Source organism: Actinoplanes sp. CA-030573 (assembly GCF_050951115.1).
Classification (GTDB): domain Bacteria; phylum Actinomycetota; class Actinomycetes; order Mycobacteriales; family Micromonosporaceae; genus Actinoplanes.
Genome location: NZ_CP192038.1, coordinates 3101694 through 3117292 on the forward strand (window position 1 = coordinate 3101694; position 15599 = coordinate 3117292).

Sequence of the window (15599 nt, forward strand, 5' to 3'; positions counted from 1 at the left end):
GCACCCCTCCGGGAGTCTCATGACACCTGCACCCGCACCGTCACCGGCCTGGCCGAAAGCCCCGATACCGGCCCCGCCCAGCGGCAACCCGGTCGCCGACCTGCTCACCCAGGTCGGCGACGTGCTGTGGCCGCGGCCCGGGCTGGCCGCCGCGGTCGCCCTGACCGTTGCCGCCGCCGCCGCGGCCCGGACACTGGCCTACCGCGCCGCCCAGCGGCGGCTGACCGCGCACGCCCACGAGATCCGCATCCTGCCGCCACCGCAGGTCGACCCGGCCGGGGCCGCGGCCTGCTGGGCCAACCTGCACGAGCTGCTCACCGCCGGTCGCCGGCCGATCCGGCCGCACGGGGCGCTGGAATACCGGTGGAGCGGACGGCAACTGACCCTGCACCTGTGGCTGCCCGGCACCGTCGCCGCCGGACCGGCCGCCGCCGCGATCCGTGCCGCCTGGCCCGGCGCCACCGCCACCATCACCGACGCCGGCCCACCGCTCACCCCACCCGGCGGCGGCACGCCAGGGCACGAGGCGGGCGGCCAGCTCACGCCGGCCCTGCCCGCCTGGTACCCGCTGGCCATCCGCCACGACAGCGACCCCGCCCGGGCGCTGGTGGCCGCCGGCAGCGGCCTGGCCGCCACCGACCAGGCCTGCCTGCAGATCGTCGCCCGGCCCGCCACCGCCCGGCAGACCACCCGGCTGCGCCGGCAGGCGGCAGCGCTGCGCACCGGGCAGCCGCCGGCCGCCGGACTACTCGACCCGGCCGCCTGGATCCGCGCCGGGCTCACCCTGGTCACCGACCTGCTGCTGCCGCCCCGACCCCGACCGGCCGGGCGGGCCGTGGCCGACCCGATCCGCGACCGCGACGCCCGCGACGCGATCGACAAGGCGCTGACCCCGCAATGGCAGGTCAGCATCCGCTACGCGGTCACCAGCACCGCCACGGCCCGCGACCACCGGCGGATGCAGCGGCGGCTGGGCATCACCGCCGACGCGCTCGCCGCCGCCTACGGCGTCTACGCCGGCCGCAACCGGCTGCGCCGCCGGCGTCTGCGGCACCCCGCCCGGGTGCTCGCCGCCCGCCGGATGCGGCACGGTTTCCTGCTCTCAGCGCCCGAACTGGCCGCCATCGGCGCGCTGCCGACCGACGTCGCCGTGCCCGGGCTGGACCGGGCCCGCGCCAAAGCGGTACCCGCCCCGATCGCCGTGCCGGCCGGCGGGCGCCACACCCTCGTGCTCGGCCGGGCCGAAGCCGGCGGGCACAGCGTCGCCCTGCGCGTCGCCGACGCCCGCGAACACGTGCACCTGCTCGGCGCCACCGGATCCGGCAAGTCGACCCTGATGACGCATCTGATCCTCGACGACGTCCATGCCGGGCGCGGTGTCGTGGTCATCGACCCCAAAGGCGACCTGGTGCTGGACGTGCTCGACCGGCTTCCCGCCACCGCCGCCGGCCGGCTGGTGCTCATCGACCCCGACCAGCCCGGCGGGGCCACCCTCAACCCGCTGCTCGGTGACGACGACGACCTGGTCGTCGACAACATCGTCAGCATCTTCGCCAAGATCTTCCAACGGCATTGGGGGCCGCGGATCGACGACGTGCTACGGGTGGCGTGCCTGACACTGATGCGCCACGCCCACCCGACGCTGATGCTGGTGCCGCCGCTACTGAACGACAAGCAGTTTCGGGCCACCTTCACCGCCGACCTCGACGATCCGGAGGGGCTGCGCGGTTTCTGGGAGTGGTACGAATCGATCGCGCCACCGTTGCGGGCCCAGGTGATCGGCCCGGTGCTCGCCCGGCTGCGGGCCTTTCTGCTGCGCGACTTCGTGCGCGCCACCCTCGGTGGCGCCCGCTCCAGCTTCGACATGGGTGCGGTGCTCGACGGCGGGATCCTGCTAGCCCGGCTGCCGAAAGGGCAGATCGGGGAGGAGACCGCGAAACTAATGGGCAGCCTGCTGTTCGCCAGCGTCTGGCAGGCCGCCACCGCCCGCGCCGGCACCCCGGCCGAGCAACGCCGCGACGCGTCGGTGTACATCGACGAGGCGCACAACGTGCTGAACCTGGCCGGCTCGGTCGGCGACATGCTGGCCGAGGCCCGCGGCTACCGGCTGTCGCTGAAGCTGGCCCACCAGAACCTCAGCCAACTGCCGCGGGAAACCCAACTGGCGTTGTCCGCCAACGCCCGCAGCAAGATCTTCTTCAACTGCTCGCCGGAGGACGCGCACCAACTGGCCCGGCACACCCTGCCGGAACTCGACGAGCACGACCTGTCGCACCTGGACGCCTACACCGCCGCCGCCCGGCTGGTGGTCGCCAACCGGGAAACCGCCGCGTTCACCCTGCGTACCCGGCCACCTACACCCGCCGCCGGCACCGCCGCGCAGCTGCGCCGGGCGGTGGCCCGCCCCGCCGCCGACCCGCCGACCGGCGTCGAGCAGCTGGCCCGCCGTGGCCGCCGCCGCACACCCGGCACACCCGCCGGCCCGGCGTCGTGAACCCGGGCCGGGTCAGCTGTGCCGTCGCCGCCGGCGGGGCAGGCGGCGCGGCGGGGCGGGAACCAGGCGCGGGCCCGGGTCCCGCCCCGGGTTCGCGGCCGAGCCTCCGCCGGCCTCAGCGAGCACCCCACTGCCCTGGTAGGAGCACATGAGCACCGATCCGCGCACACCCCGAAATATCCTCCTGGGGGATATCCCGGTGGGGCAGGGCAGCCGCCGACGCCCGCTCCCGCCGGCCGGCCGCGGCCCGCGCCCGGCGCTGGACCTGGCCGCGATCGCCGGGCGGCTGCGGCCACGCGACTACGTCTTGGCCCACCTGCTGGCCGAGCACCACCACCTGACCACCGACCAGATCACGGCCGTGCTGTTCCGGTCGCCGCGCACCTGCCGCAACCGGCTGGACGTGCTGCGCCGGCTCGGCTTTCTCGACTGGTTCGCGCCCGTGCACCCGGTGCACGGGCGCCTGCCCCTGCACTGGGTGCCGGGACCGCTGTCCGCCCGCTACGTCGCCCTCTACCGCGGCCAGCCACCACCCTCGGCGCGCGTGCTGCGCGACGAACGCGACGCCCGCCCGGCGGCGGCAACCCGGCTCGGGCACCTGCTGCACACCGACGGCGTCAACCAGTTCTTCATCGACCTGCTGGCCCACGCCCGCCACCACGGCGGCACCCGGCTGCTGCGCTGGTGGTCGGCTGCCCGCACGTTCGCCACGGTCAACCACAACACCCGACCCGACGGTCACGGCGTCTGGCAGGACGGCGCGCGTCAGGTGGGGTTCTTCCTCGAGCACGACACCGGCACCGAAAGCCATACCCGGCGCTCCGGCAAACTCGCCGGCTACCGGGTGCTGGTCCGGCGCGGCATCGACTGGCCGGTGCTGTTCTGGCTACCCAGCAGCACCGTCGAAACGCACCTGCAGCAGCACCTGGCGCTCGGCGGCACCAGCGGTGTCCTGGTCGCGACCGCCGCCCGCGACTACGCCCGCGAGCATGGGGGACCCGCCGGTCCGGTCTGGACTGTCGTCGGCCGCGATCAGAGGCAACCGCTGGCCGAGCTGCCGGGTGCCCTCGGCGAGCCCGGCGGGGCCTACCACCCCGGCCCACCGCAGCCGCAGGAAGATCCGCTGTATCTGCTCGGGGCCACCGGCTCCGCACCGGCGTAGGGAGCCTCGAGCTGGTGTTCGCCGCCGCGATCAGCCCAACTAGTCACGCTCAGGCCAACCAGTGGGGTTGGCCGGCTACGGTGACACCTCTTCCTCAGAAGCCTTTCTCGTGCACCACCCGCACCGCGGGCTTGACCGCTTCACCCCACACCGCATCGCTCACCGGTTGACCGGTCGGCCGCGGTCGTTGCCGAAGCGGCTTTGCCCGTCGCCACCACCATCTCGCCTGTGCGGCCGCCGCACCTGTTCACCGCGCTGATCAGCGCCGCAGGCTGTCGGTCACGGCACGCCTGCCGTGGCACGCCGCGAGCGTCGGCATCATCTCGACGCCGCCGTGCCGTCGTGGGCTGTCGGCCCCGGCCGAGAGCGGCGGTGCCCACCTCACCGCCTGACGGCAGGGCTGCCGCTCACCGACGGCACCCGGCGGCCAACCGGTCCGCGACCCCGGCGGGCGCCAGCCACACCGACGCCACCGCAGCCGCAATCCCTGGCGCGGTCCCCGCCGTCGGATGCCAGCTCGGAAGCCGGCCACCTGTTGTCCCGGACCGGCCCATCCGGGCCGGCCCGCCACCGTGAAGGAGGAATCCATGGGCGCACGCGCTGTTGTCACCATCTCCGGCCGCGACGGCCCGGCCCGCTCGTTCTGGTCCGCCTGGGCCAGTCCCGAGTTCTTCATCCCGCACCTGGCCGACTTCCTGCTGTGGGCCGAGCAGTATTCGCACCGGTACACGGTGCAGAGCTGGCTGGCCTACGCCGACACCTACCCGGGCACCCTGCCGCGCGAGGAGGTCACCGGCATCGCCGCCGCCGACACCTACGTCGGTGACCTGGACTTCCGGTACCGCCTCGAGCTGCACGAGTCGGGCGCCATGCAGTTGCGGGTGTTCCGGCTGCGCGGCCCCGACGGGCAGCCCCGACCGGAACCGGCGGGAGCATACGACCAGTCCACCGTGCTCGCCGCCGCCGCGCAGCAGTGCGACCTGGTCGCCGACCGTGCCGAACAGGCCGCCGCGCGGCGCGGCACGGCCGACACCGAGGTGGCAGGTTGGCGCCAGCGGGCCGAGCAGTTCCGGCAGATCCACCGGGCCCGATTCGCCCTCGGGCCGGCCGGGAGCCCGCCCGCGTCACCGCCAGCAGCCGGCAACGACCGGTCGGGCGCCACGCTCGAGGTCGCCGGTGTGCGCATCGCGGCCGCGGTGACCGCCGACGGGATCGTCGGCCTGACCGTCGACGTCGAGGCCGCCGCGGCATGGCTGCGCCGCCGCGACGGGGCCGTGGTGCTGCGGCTTGCCGTCACCGGTCCGGTCACCTTCGACAGCTGATCGACGGCGGCGGCTCGCGGCAGGCCCGCTGCCTGAGCGCCTTCGCGACCCGCCCGCAATGCCTGCTCATTCCGCTCCTCGCGGGCACGGCCGGACGGCCGGTCCGCGCTGGCCCGAAAGGCAAATTCATGACCAACACCTTCACGTTCCTGCTGATCACCGAGGACGGCGACAGCCATGTGCGCCGCGCGGCGGCCCGCACCGACAGCGACCTCGCCGACGCGCTACGCGCCGCGCTCGGTGGCTGGCTGGAGCACATCAGCGTCGCCGACCCGCACCTGAGCGTCTGGTGCGACGACGAGGGCCGCCTTACCGGACGGCCGCTCAACCCGGTCGCCACCTGGCTGGTCGCCGAACTCGACCGCCGGCTGCCCGAACTGCTGGTCGGACCGGTCGCCATCACCGGCCGGCGCGGACCCGACACCGTCAGCCTCACCGACGCGCAACTGACCGCACTGCACGCGATGGTCGCCCACTTCCGCTGACCCGCCGCCCACCCGGTGGTGTTCGCCGACGAGGCGTCTCCACCAGCGGCCGCTCGGCGTCAAAGGCAAGCACCCGAGCGTGCTCCGGAGCGTCAACCGACAGCCGTCTCGCCCGGCACGGGACCGGCCCGGCCGTCCGGCCGTGGCCGTCCGGGCCGCGGAAGGAACCCGCATGACCGACACCTTCACGTTCCTCCGGATCACCGCAGACGGCGACCGCCGCCCGCACCACCGCACGGCCCGCACCGGCAGCGAGCGCGTCCAGGCGCTGCGCATCGCCCTCGGCGGCGAGCCGCTGCACATCGCCGTCACCGACCGCCACCTGAGCGTCTGGTGCGCCCCACGCGCATACCTGGCGGGACGAGCGCACAACCCGGTCGCCACCGCGGTGGTCACCCACCTCGGCGGCAGGCCGCCCGAGCCGCTGGCCGGCCCGGTCGTCATCGCCGGCCGGCGCGGCGCCGACAGCGCCGGCCTGACCCGCGCTCAGCTGAGCGCCGTGCTGCAGATCGTCGACGCCCTGCGCTGACCGGCGGCGGTCCGGCGCCGCCGTCTGCGCAGCGCCGACACCGCCGATGACCGTCACCCCGTCCACCCACGCCATCCCTCACGCCACTACCGGCCGATGCCCGGCCATCCCGTGCGAGCTCCGCACACCCGGGCACGGCCGATCGGCCGTGCCCGGACTCCATTTTCCGCACCGGAAAGGAACCCGACATGGCTGCTGCACACCCGATCACCGGTCCCGGCGCCGCACCGCGGCAACCGCGCGTCGCCGTCATCGGCGCCTCGCTGACCGGCCCCGCCGTCGCCCTGCTGCTGCTGCAGGCCGGCATCGAGCACGTCACCGTCTACGAGGCCACCCCCGCCGGCGTCACGCTCGGCGGCGGCCTGATCTCACTGGAACACTCCAGCCTCGGCATCCTCGACCGGCTCGGCATCGACCAGCCGGAGTACATCCACACCCCGTCCGAGACGATCTGGCAGACCCCCGTCGACCAGCGGATGCTCGGCACACCGGTGCGCCGCTGCTACCCGGGCCGATGCACCACCTGGACCCGCCTGCACGAGGCGCTGCTGCGCCGGCTACCCACCGGCATGCTCCACAGCCGCCGCCGGATCACCGGCCTGGACACCCGCGACGGGCGGCCGTGGCTGAGCTTCGCCGACGGCTGCGGCAGCGGCGCCGACCTGGTGATCTTCGCCGACGGCCGGGCCTCGACCGGCCGCCGGCTGCTCGACCCCGGCCGCACGCTGCGCTACGCCGGCTACATCGGCCACCGCGGCACCACCGTCGGCGTCGAGCCCGGGATCACCGACTTCTGGCGGCTGGAACCGGGCCCCGGAGTGCAGCTCAATCTCGGCCCGGTCCCCGGCGGCCTGGACTGGACCTTCTACCTCAACGGCAGCGCCCGGCAATACCAGGACTGGTTCGGCTCGAGCTGGCAGCGGCGGCTGTTCGCCCACGCCGGTCAGGTCAGCGCCGCCGCCCGTGACCGCGTCGACGCCGCCGCCGCGCACCTGCTGCCGGCCCGGTTCGCCCGCATCGTGCAGGCCGCCGCCGATCGGGCCGCGTTCGCGGTCATCGACATCGACGCCCCAACCCGCATGGTGTGGCCGGTCGGTGACGGGCACGCCGTGCTGCTCGGCGATGCCCTGGCTCCGGCGCGCGCGCACACCGCCCGCGGCGCGAACAACGGTCTGGAGCAGGCCGACGCGCTGGTCACCGCCGTGCTGCAGCATGTGCGCTACGGCGCCGACCTGACGACCGCGCTGGCCGGCTGGCAACGCCGGCAACTGCCGGCCGCCGTCGCCGCGGTCCAGCGCGGCCCGGCCATCGGCGCCCGGCTCGGCCTCGGCCACCGCGCTGCGGCCCGGCCGCCGGTGCCGGCCGGCACCAGCCGGTGATGCCGGCCGCCGGCCCCGTCCCGCGCCGGATGCTGCCGGGCGCTCGCCGGGTGGGGCAGACGCCAGCTGTGCACCGCTCGGGACCGGGCCGCCGTTGACGGCGATCTCCCGGGCGGTCACCGCGGCCCGACGGCTGCCGTCGGCGCCGCATGCCTCGACCACCGCGCCGCGTCGCCGGCCCGGCAGTGGCCGCGCCCGCGCCCGGCACCGAAAAGAAGGGGAGCACCGGTCATGGGTAAACACCGAGCTCCCGAGCCGCCGCGGCCGCTGCACCGCCGTCTGGCTAAGCACGCGATGCACCCGCTCGCGCATCTCGCCGGGCTGATCGCGCTGCACTGCGCGGCGCTGCTGCTGCGCGACAAGACACCACTGCTGAGCCTGCTGTTGCTGCACTGACCCGCTGGTCGCGCACCACCCCTCAGGGCGCCCGCCGCGCCCCGGGCTTAGCGCGCCCTGCGCGATGCCGCTTCACCGGCCCGGCCGGTCACCGGCCGGGCCGGTGCCGGCGACAGGTCGTTGCTCTGCGCCTGACACGGAAAGGAATCCGCCATGCCTACTTCGCTACCCGCGGTGCGACCGCGGTGGTGGCCGCTGGCCGCCAGTGTCCTGCTCGTCGTCGACACCGCGATGCTCGCGTCGTTCGGCACCAGCCCCGCCGCCGCCCGCGCCGCCACCGCCGCGGCCGCGCTGGCCGCCGTCGCCGCCGTCCTGCTCTGGCACCGGCAGCGGCTGCAGCACGCCGTCGCCCAAGCCCGCACCGACCCGCTGACCGGCCTGCCGAACCGGGCGCTGGCCGACGAGCTCATCGCCCACGCCGACCGCTCCGGCAGCGCCGTCACCGTCGCCCTGATCGACATCAACGGCCTGCACATGGTCAACGGCAACCTCGGCCACGCCGCCGGCGACCACTACCTGCAGGTCGTCGCCGACCGGCTGCGCCGCGCGGTGCCGCCCGGCGGCACCCTGGTCCGCCAGGGCGGCGACGAATTCACGCTGCTGGCGCCCGGCCGGGTCGAGCCGGCACTGGCCGAGCGGATCGGCGCCGCCCTGGCCGGTCCGGCCACCATCGGCGGCTACCGCATCCAGCCGCGGATCAGCGCCGGCATCGCCGCCGCCGGCGCGGACACCACCGCCGGGCAGGCCCGCTCCCGCGCCGACAGCGCCCTGGCCACCGCCAAACGCCACGGCGGCAACCGCATCCTGGTCTTCGATGCCGCCCGCGACCCGCAGCCGTCACCGGACGGCATCCGGCCGCTGCTGCGCCGCCGCGACTGCGCCCCGATCGCCGACGGCGGCCTGCTGTGGACACCGCAGCCCGGCGACCAACTGATCCCGGTTCTGCTCTCGCCCGCCGACCTGCACACCATCACCGCCGCCCTGGCCGACCCCGGCGTGGAAGGTCCCGGCCGCAACCGGCAGCGGCTCCTGCACCAGCGGCTGAGCGCGATCGGCCGCGACATCACCCCGGCCACCGACGGCGACGGGAAGGCCAGCCGATGATGGGGCCACGCGTTCGTGACGCGGTACCGGACCCGGCGCCCATCACCGTCAGCCTGCACATCGTCAACACCTACCAGCGGTATCCGAGCGTCGAGACCACCGTCGCCGACGCGGTCGTGCCGGCCTGCCCGATCGCGCACCCGCCGGCCACCGACGCCGAGCAGGAGCTGCTCGAGCAGTGGGCGGAGCAGCACCTCTACCCGTTCACCGGCGCCGGCCACCCGGACGGCGACGCGTTCTACGACCTGACCGTTACCGCCAGCACGCTGCCGTGGCTGGCCGGCACGGTCTTCAGCTGGGGTTACTGACCCGCGCCACCGGCCGTCGGCGTCCCCGGCCCGTAGCGGCCGGCCGGCCGCCGCCGTGCCCTCGCGCTGCGCAGCGCCCGGCGCCGCACGAGCCGGAGCGCGGCCGCGCTGCGTGCTCCTCGTTTGCGAGAAACGGAGATCCACCATGCCCCGTGCCACCAACACCGAAGCTCTGGCGGATATGCGGCTGCTGCAGCCGACCGACACCGGCCGGCTGCTCGGGCTGCCCACCCGGCACGCCGCGCCCGGCACCGTCGCCGCCCAGCTCTTCAACACCCCGCAGCCGTGGCGCAGCCGGCTGCTGGCCGACGTGGCCGCCCGCGCCCGCGGCACCGTCACCGCCGACAGCGCCGAATACCTGGTCGCCAGCGACCATACCGTGATCGCGGTGCTGACCGCCGCCGCCCGGATCATCCGGCCCGACTACCCGTTGTCGGCGGTGCAGCGGCGGCATCAGCGCGCCGCCGCGGCCGCCCTGGCCGACCTGCCCCGGCACCTGCTGCGGGAACTGGCCGACCGGCGCAGCGAGCGTGACGGCCGGTCCGGGCAGGCCGCCGGCGGCGTAGACCGGCCGCCCGCGACCGGCGCGATCCAGGTTGCCGCCCGCACCGAGCCGACCGTCACCCACTGGGTCGCCGTCACCGCCGACCTGGCCGGCACCCGGGCCGCGATCGCCGCCACCGGCCTCGACCCCGACCAGCTGCTGATCATCACCGCGGTCGGGTACGGCCGCTACGGCCGTGAGCGGCACCGGCTGCCGCTGCCGGCGCTGTGCGCCCTGCACCAGATCGCCGAACGCCACCAGGTCAGCCTGCCGGTCTGCGGGGACTGGCTGGACATGCAGGCCACCACCGACCCCGACCCGTCCCGCATCGCCGCCGCCTTCACCGCCGGCTACCTCGGCCCGTTCGCCGACGAACTCGCCTACACCCGCCACCGGATGGCCGCCCTCGGCTGGACCGCGGCGCTGCAGCAGGCCGGCATCCCCGAACGCTACATCGACCAGCGGGCGATCACCCGCGACTGGTTCACCCGCGACGTCTACGGCATCTACTGCGCCACTCGGCACCGCACCGAGGTGTTCCGCCGGGCCACACCCGGCTGAACGCGGCACCGGCAGATCAGCCACCGGCCCCCGCCATCTGGCTGCTTCCCGGCTGGTGGGCGCCGCCCGCGACCACCCGGCGACGGCACCTGATCGACCTGCGCCGCCCGACACCACCGGCCGCACCGGCGGCGACCGGCAGTCCTCGCAATCCACTACGGCCGGCGTCGCCTTGCGACCCGGCTCGAGCCCCACCCCTTCCGTGTGCCGACGGGCAGGCTGGGCCGCGGTCCCAGCCTGCCCCGCCGCCACATCGGCGGAGACAGGAGGACCACCATGGCCCCACCCACCGGGCAGCACGACACGCTGATCGCTGCCATCAAAGCCGACTTCAACCAGCGGCTCGCCGCGCTGGCCGCCGACCCGCAGCAGTGGGCGGCGCTGCTCGGGCAGGTCGCCGTCTTCGGCACCCGCTACAGCTTCGCCAACCAGCTGCTGCTGACGATGCAGGCCGACGAACGGGGCATCACCGCCCAGTACTTCCTGCCCTACGGCAACGCCGGGCGGCGCACCGGCTGGTTCCGGCACGGGCGGCACGTACGCGCGGGGGAGCGGGCGTTCAAGGTGTGGGCGCCGATCACCCGCCGGCCCACCGCCGAGCAGGCCGACGCCGCCGAGAAGACCGGCCGCGGCGTCGACCGCGACCCGGCCGGCCCGGGCGGCGGGTCGTCGGGTTCCGGCTGGCCAACACCTTCGAACTGAGCGAGACCGACGGTGAACCGTTCGACGTGCTCACCGTGCAGCACCTGCGCCGGCAGGCCGCCGGCCCGGCGCCGCCGCTGCTGGCCGGCGACGACCCGACCGGCGCCTACGACGACACCGTCGCGCTGATCACCGCCGCCGGTTTCCGGTTCGCGCTCGCCCCGCCCGGCAGCACCTACCTGGGCGACGCGAACGGTGTCACCCTCGGCGGCAGCCTGATGCTGACCCAGGTCCGCGACGACCTGAGCCTGGCCCATCGGGTCAAGACCACCCTGCACGAGCTCGCGCACATCCGCTGCGGGCACCTGTCCGAACCGGTCGCAGACGGTGACCTGCACCGCGGACGCCGGGAAACCGAGGCGGAAAGCGTCAGTCACATCATCTGCCAGGCGCTGGGCCTGGACACCGCCGCGTTCACCGACGCCTACGTGCTGGGCTGGGCCGGCGGTGACCTGAACCTGGTGGAGCAGTGCGCCCAGAGGGTGCTGCGGGTCAGCCGGGAGATCCTGGCCGACCTCACCCCGGACATCACCGGCGGCCCGGCCGCCGAGCCCGGCGCCACCGGCACCTGAACCCGGCCCCGATACCGCCGGGCACCAGCACATCCACCGTGAGGAGATCCACCATGCACTTCACCGTCATCGGCGTTTGGCTCGCCGACAAACCCGCCGTCGCCGGCGTCGTGGCCGGCGACCACGAAATCTACGGCGGCGACGAACACGTCTTCGCCGACGGCCTGTGGTCCACCGTGGTCGAGGCCGCCGACATCCGTGAAGCCGAACACCTGGCCACCACCGCCATCCTCGAGAACAGCCTCTGACCCCGCCGCGGCGCACCACTCGGCGCGCCGCGCACCCACTCTGAAGCGCATCGCCCCGGCAGGGGCCGGCTACCGCCTGCCTCCGCCGCCGGGCGGAGCGCCGCGCCGCGGACCCGGCCGGGTTCACCCTTTCCTGGAGGAATCCCGTGTCCGACCCTCGCCCCGAAGCCCGCATCACCGGCCTGGACGATCTGCTGGCACTGATCCCGTTCCTGCTCGGCTTCGCCCCCGACGACAGTCTGGTCATCGCGGCCCTCGACGAACGCGCCGCCCGGCTGATCACCGCCGTACGGGTGGACCTCGCGCTTGGCGAACAGCCACCTGCAGCCGTGCAGGACACCCTCGCCCAGGTCGCCGGCACCCTGGCCGCCCACGGTTGCACCGCGGTCGTCGTCGCCGGGTACGGCACCCTCGACCGGATCCTGCGGCTGCTGGACGTTCTGCCCGGCACGCTCGCCGACACCGGCATCACGCTCCACGACACCGTGCAGGTCGGTGACCGCCGCTACCGGCACCTGGACACCACCACTACCGGCGGCCGGCGGCCTTGGGTGCCGTTCGATCCGGCCGTCAACGCCGCCGCCACTGCCGCGATCGTCGCCGGGCTGGCCGTACTGCCCGACCGGGCCGCGCTTGCCGCCACCCTCGCGCCGGTCACCGGCGCCGCCCAGCTGCGGATGGCCGCGGCCACCGTGACCGCCGTCGCCCGGATCCGGCAGTACGCGGCCGGCCAGCACCGCGGCGACGGGTTCGACCCCGCCGGACTGGAGATCATCGGGCACACCCTGCTCAAGGCCACCCGGCAGCGCCTCGAGCGTCTCAAGGCCGCCTACAGTGCCGGGCGTTCCGCCGCCGACGAGGACGCGGCCCTGCTGAGTGCGCTGCTCGGCTGGCCCGCCGCGTGGACGATCGCCGCCCGCCAGAGCACCGGCGCCCCCTGGCAGATTGAGATGTGGAGCGACCTGGTCCGTCGCGCCCAGCCGCCGTTCGTCACCCCAGTGGCGAACCTGCTCGCCCTGACCGCCGTTCAGGCCGGGCATGGCGCCCTGGCCAGCATGGCCGTCGACCGTGCCCTGCAAGCCGACCCGGGCAACCGGGTCGCGGGCGTGCTGCGCGACGCGATCGCCGTCGGCATCGCCCCGAGCACGATGGCCCGGCTGCTGCACGACTGACGACACCGCCGCCGGCCGCGGCGGCGGTGACACGACCGCCGGTGCCGGACCGCCGAGGCGGCGGCACCGGCGGGGTGCGCTGCCACTGTCATCCGCTGCGACGCCGATCCGGATGGGTCGCCGCGGGCAGATCTGACGACGGTCGTCCCCGGCCCGCCCCGGTGCCGCTTCGCACGCCGGCTGCCTGCCGGTCGGGGGCATCACCCATGCCGGGCAACCCCGCGCCGTCACACCGACGCTCGCCACCGACCGCTCCGCCACGCCGCCCGGCGGCGCACACCGCGCCCTTTCCTGTTTCCGCCACCTATCGAGGCGCGCACCGCGCCCCTTTTTCGTTTCCGGAGGACCACATGCTTCGTCTACCCGGCCGGCCTCGCCGGCTCGGATCCGACCGGCGAGGCCACCCATGACCGGCAAAGCCGCCGCCGCGACCGTCACCGTCATCGCCGGCATCCTGATGCTGAGCAGTGCCGGCACAGCCCTGCTCGCCGGCACCCCCGGCTGCGCCCTGCCCCTGGCCGTCGGCACACCCGGCACCGCCGGGTCGGGCCGGCCGGCCGTCGGCGGCTACGACCGCGAGCAGGTAGCGATGGTCGCCACCATCGTTGCCGTCGGCGCCCAACTGCACGTTCCGCAGCGGGGCTGGGTGATCGCCGTCGCCACCGCGCTACAAAAGTCGCGGCTGCGCAACCTGCCCGGCGGCGACCACGATTCGGTCGGTGTGTTCCAGCAGCGCCCCAGCCAAGGCTGGGGACATCCGGCTCAACTGGCCGACCCCGTCTACGCCAGCCAGCGGTTCTTCACCACCCTGCTGACGGTGACCGGCTGGCAGCAGCTGCCGCTGACCGACGCCGCCCAAGCCGTCCAGCGCAGCGCCCACCCCGGCGCCTACGCCCGCTGGGAGTCCGACGCCACCATGCTCGTCGACGCGGTCGCCGCCGGCGCCGACGGTACTGCCCGGGGACCGTCCGTCCTGCCGAGCGACTGCGACGACGCCGGCGGCGACGGAGCGCGCGACACCAGCACGGTACCGCTACCTGCGGGATGGACGCTGGCACCTGATATCCCGCCGACGGTCGCCGTCGCGATCGCGTGGGCGCTGGCCCAGCGCGGCACCCCGTACCAGTTCGGCGGCGACTGCGCCGACCCGCACGGGGCAATCGCCGTCCACCACTGCGACTGCTCGTCACTCGTGCAGGCGGCGTACCGCGCCGCCGGGATCAACATCCCGCGTGTCACCACCGACCAGATGCACGCCGGTATCGCCGTCGCCGGCCTCGCGCAGATCCGGCCGGGCGACCTGTTGTTCATCCCCGGCAGCCTGGGTACCCCGCAGCAACCGCGCCACGTCGGCATGTATCTCGGCGATGGCCTGCTCGTTCAAGCCCCGCACACCGGCGACGTTGTCAGAATCAGCACGCTCGTCGTGTGGCGGGAGCAGGTCTCGATCATCCGCCGGATTGTTGCCTGAACTCCTGTAGGTTCTCATTAGATCTTTCGGTTTCTCATCGTTCTGTCGGTGCACTTGTCGGTTCCGACAGACCGATGAGACGCCGCACTATCTAGTTAGTTGATGTCCACGGGCCCGGTCTCCGCGTGACGACAAACGGTGACTCCAACGGCCAACAAGGGCCGGGAAGGGAGACGGTGCTGGGTATTCACGACGTCGTCAGCGTCGGGCTGGTAGTTCTGCTCCCTGAACCACAACCCTCGTCTCCCTATTACGCAAGGTATCGATCGTCCGGGTCGCGAGCTTGGGAAGCTCTTGGAAGGCGAGAATGGGAAGATCGGTCGACACGGCGCAGTAAGGGCAGCGAATTTCGACCCGGATCAGCAGCCGGCGATAGGTTGGGCAACACTCGATGCTCCGCGTCATGACCGCGTTCGGATCGTTCGGGTCATCGGCCACCAGCGAGTATTTCTGACTCATCTCGCGGGTGGTGGAACGTTCGTGTTGTTCAAGTCTGCGCTCGTTGAGCGTGAGTGTCTCCGCCAAGCCGGACTTGAACGCCGACACCACCTTCGCTTCGAAGTTCAGCGTCGCCTTGAGTGCCTGTTGGCTTTGACTTTCCAACGTCAGCGTCTCCTTGGCCGTCACCGTATAGGTGTATTGCCGTTCCTCGCCCGGGGTCAGAGTGACCACGGCGTACCACTCGTCACTTTGATATGGCTGGCGTCGAGCGTCGTCACGGTCTTCACAACGGCCTCCACTCGGGGGCCGAAGAAGCCGTACCGCCGCGGGCCCCGGAAGAAGACCTGGTCGCAGCTGCGGGTGTTCTGTTCGGTTTCGAAGACGAACGCTTCAGCCACTGCTCACGGATGATCTCAGGTAGCCTCTCTACCTCGCTCTTGTGAAGATACTTGGCGTAGCCGACGTCGTATGCCTCGCTCACCTCGCCGGTCTCGGCCTCTCCGCTGAACACGATGCCGCGAACACCTGGGTTCACAGCTCTCAGCCTCAAGAACAGGTCTGTCCCGTTGCGCAGGGGCATCCGCTGGTCGAGGACGACTACCCGAATCTTCATCGTCCTTACCAGCTCAATAGCGGTGTCCGGATCATGCGTAGGGACTGTGCCGGGAGCGGTGTTTTCGGCCCGACACGCCGGGCTGAAGACCTGGCG

At 73.8% G+C, this 15599-nt stretch carries 17 protein-coding genes; 15 read left to right on the forward strand and 2 right to left on the reverse strand.

Annotated features, from left to right (window positions below; genetic code table 11):
- The first annotated feature begins 19 nt into the window (after positions 1-19).
- The 15 genes from ACQP2F_RS14455 (at position 20) to ACQP2F_RS14525 (ending at position 14449) form a co-directional block, all read left to right on the forward strand.
- Positions 20-2494, forward strand: coding sequence for a type IV secretory system conjugative DNA transfer family protein (locus ACQP2F_RS14455; RefSeq protein ID WP_433304258.1), 2475 nt, complete (start codon positions 20-22; stop codon positions 2492-2494).
- Between the two features lie 199 nt (positions 2495-2693).
- Complete coding sequence (locus ACQP2F_RS14460) at positions 2694-3656, forward strand: replication-relaxation family protein (RefSeq protein ID WP_433304260.1); 963 nt, start codon at positions 2694-2696, stop codon at positions 3654-3656.
- A gap of 587 nt (positions 3657-4243) precedes the next feature.
- Positions 4244-4978: a hypothetical protein gene (locus tag ACQP2F_RS14465; RefSeq protein WP_433304262.1), complete on the forward strand. Its 735-nt coding sequence runs from the start codon at positions 4244-4246 to the stop codon at positions 4976-4978.
- Between the two features lie 128 nt (positions 4979-5106).
- Positions 5107-5463: a DUF3846 domain-containing protein gene (locus ACQP2F_RS14470; protein ID WP_433304264.1), complete on the forward strand. Its 357-nt coding sequence runs from the start codon at positions 5107-5109 to the stop codon at positions 5461-5463.
- Positions 5464-5635: 172 nt separating this feature from the next.
- Entirely contained in the window at positions 5636-5992 is a 357-nt protein-coding gene (locus tag ACQP2F_RS14475) for a hypothetical protein (protein ID WP_433304265.1), read from the forward strand.
- 188 nt (positions 5993-6180) lie between these two features.
- Positions 6181-7371: a monooxygenase gene (locus tag ACQP2F_RS14480; protein WP_433304267.1), complete on the forward strand. Its 1191-nt coding sequence runs from the start codon at positions 6181-6183 to the stop codon at positions 7369-7371.
- Positions 7372-7602: 231 nt separating this feature from the next.
- Entirely contained in the window at positions 7603-7767 is a 165-nt protein-coding gene (locus ACQP2F_RS14485) for a hypothetical protein (RefSeq protein WP_433304268.1), read from the forward strand.
- 153 nt (positions 7768-7920) lie between these two features.
- Positions 7921-8871 (forward strand): diguanylate cyclase domain-containing protein, encoded by a 951-nt coding sequence (locus ACQP2F_RS14490; protein ID WP_433304270.1) that lies wholly within the window; start codon positions 7921-7923, stop codon positions 8869-8871.
- Entirely contained in the window at positions 8868-9179 is a 312-nt protein-coding gene (locus tag ACQP2F_RS14495) for a hypothetical protein (protein ID WP_433304272.1), read from the forward strand. Before ACQP2F_RS14490 ends, ACQP2F_RS14495 begins: the two co-directional genes overlap by 4 nt.
- A 145-nt stretch (positions 9180-9324) precedes the next feature.
- On the forward strand, positions 9325-10284 hold the full coding sequence (locus ACQP2F_RS14500) for a hypothetical protein (RefSeq protein ID WP_433304274.1): 960 nt from the start codon (positions 9325-9327) through the stop codon (positions 10282-10284).
- A gap of 276 nt (positions 10285-10560) precedes the next feature.
- Complete coding sequence (locus ACQP2F_RS14505; RefSeq protein WP_433304275.1) at positions 10561-10986, forward strand: ArdC family protein; 426 nt, start codon at positions 10561-10563, stop codon at positions 10984-10986.
- Between the two features lie 26 nt (positions 10987-11012).
- A complete protein-coding gene (locus ACQP2F_RS14510; protein ID WP_433304277.1) occupies positions 11013-11558 on the forward strand; it encodes a hypothetical protein in 546 nt (181 codons plus the stop codon).
- 53 nt (positions 11559-11611) lie between these two features.
- The gene (locus ACQP2F_RS14515) at positions 11612-11806 is read left to right on the forward strand and encodes a hypothetical protein (protein WP_433304279.1); all 195 of its coding nucleotides are present in this window, start codon (positions 11612-11614) and stop codon (positions 11804-11806) included.
- A 146-nt stretch (positions 11807-11952) separates the two neighbouring features.
- Entirely contained in the window at positions 11953-12978 is a 1026-nt protein-coding gene (locus tag ACQP2F_RS14520) for a DUF4192 domain-containing protein (RefSeq protein ID WP_433304281.1), read from the forward strand.
- A 406-nt stretch (positions 12979-13384) separates the two neighbouring features.
- Positions 13385-14449, forward strand: coding sequence for a C40 family peptidase (locus ACQP2F_RS14525; RefSeq protein ID WP_433304282.1), 1065 nt, complete (start codon positions 13385-13387; stop codon positions 14447-14449).
- 198 nt (positions 14450-14647) lie between these two features.
- Here the strand turns inward: ACQP2F_RS14525 and ACQP2F_RS14530 are convergent, their stop codons facing one another.
- Complete coding sequence (locus ACQP2F_RS14530) at positions 14648-15121, reverse strand: hypothetical protein (RefSeq protein ID WP_433304284.1); 474 nt, start codon at positions 15119-15121, stop codon at positions 14648-14650.
- Positions 15122-15173: 52 nt separating this feature from the next.
- The gene (locus ACQP2F_RS14535) at positions 15174-15503 is read right to left on the reverse strand and encodes a response regulator (protein ID WP_433304286.1); all 330 of its coding nucleotides are present in this window, start codon (positions 15501-15503) and stop codon (positions 15174-15176) included.
- Positions 15504-15599 lie beyond the last annotated feature (96 nt).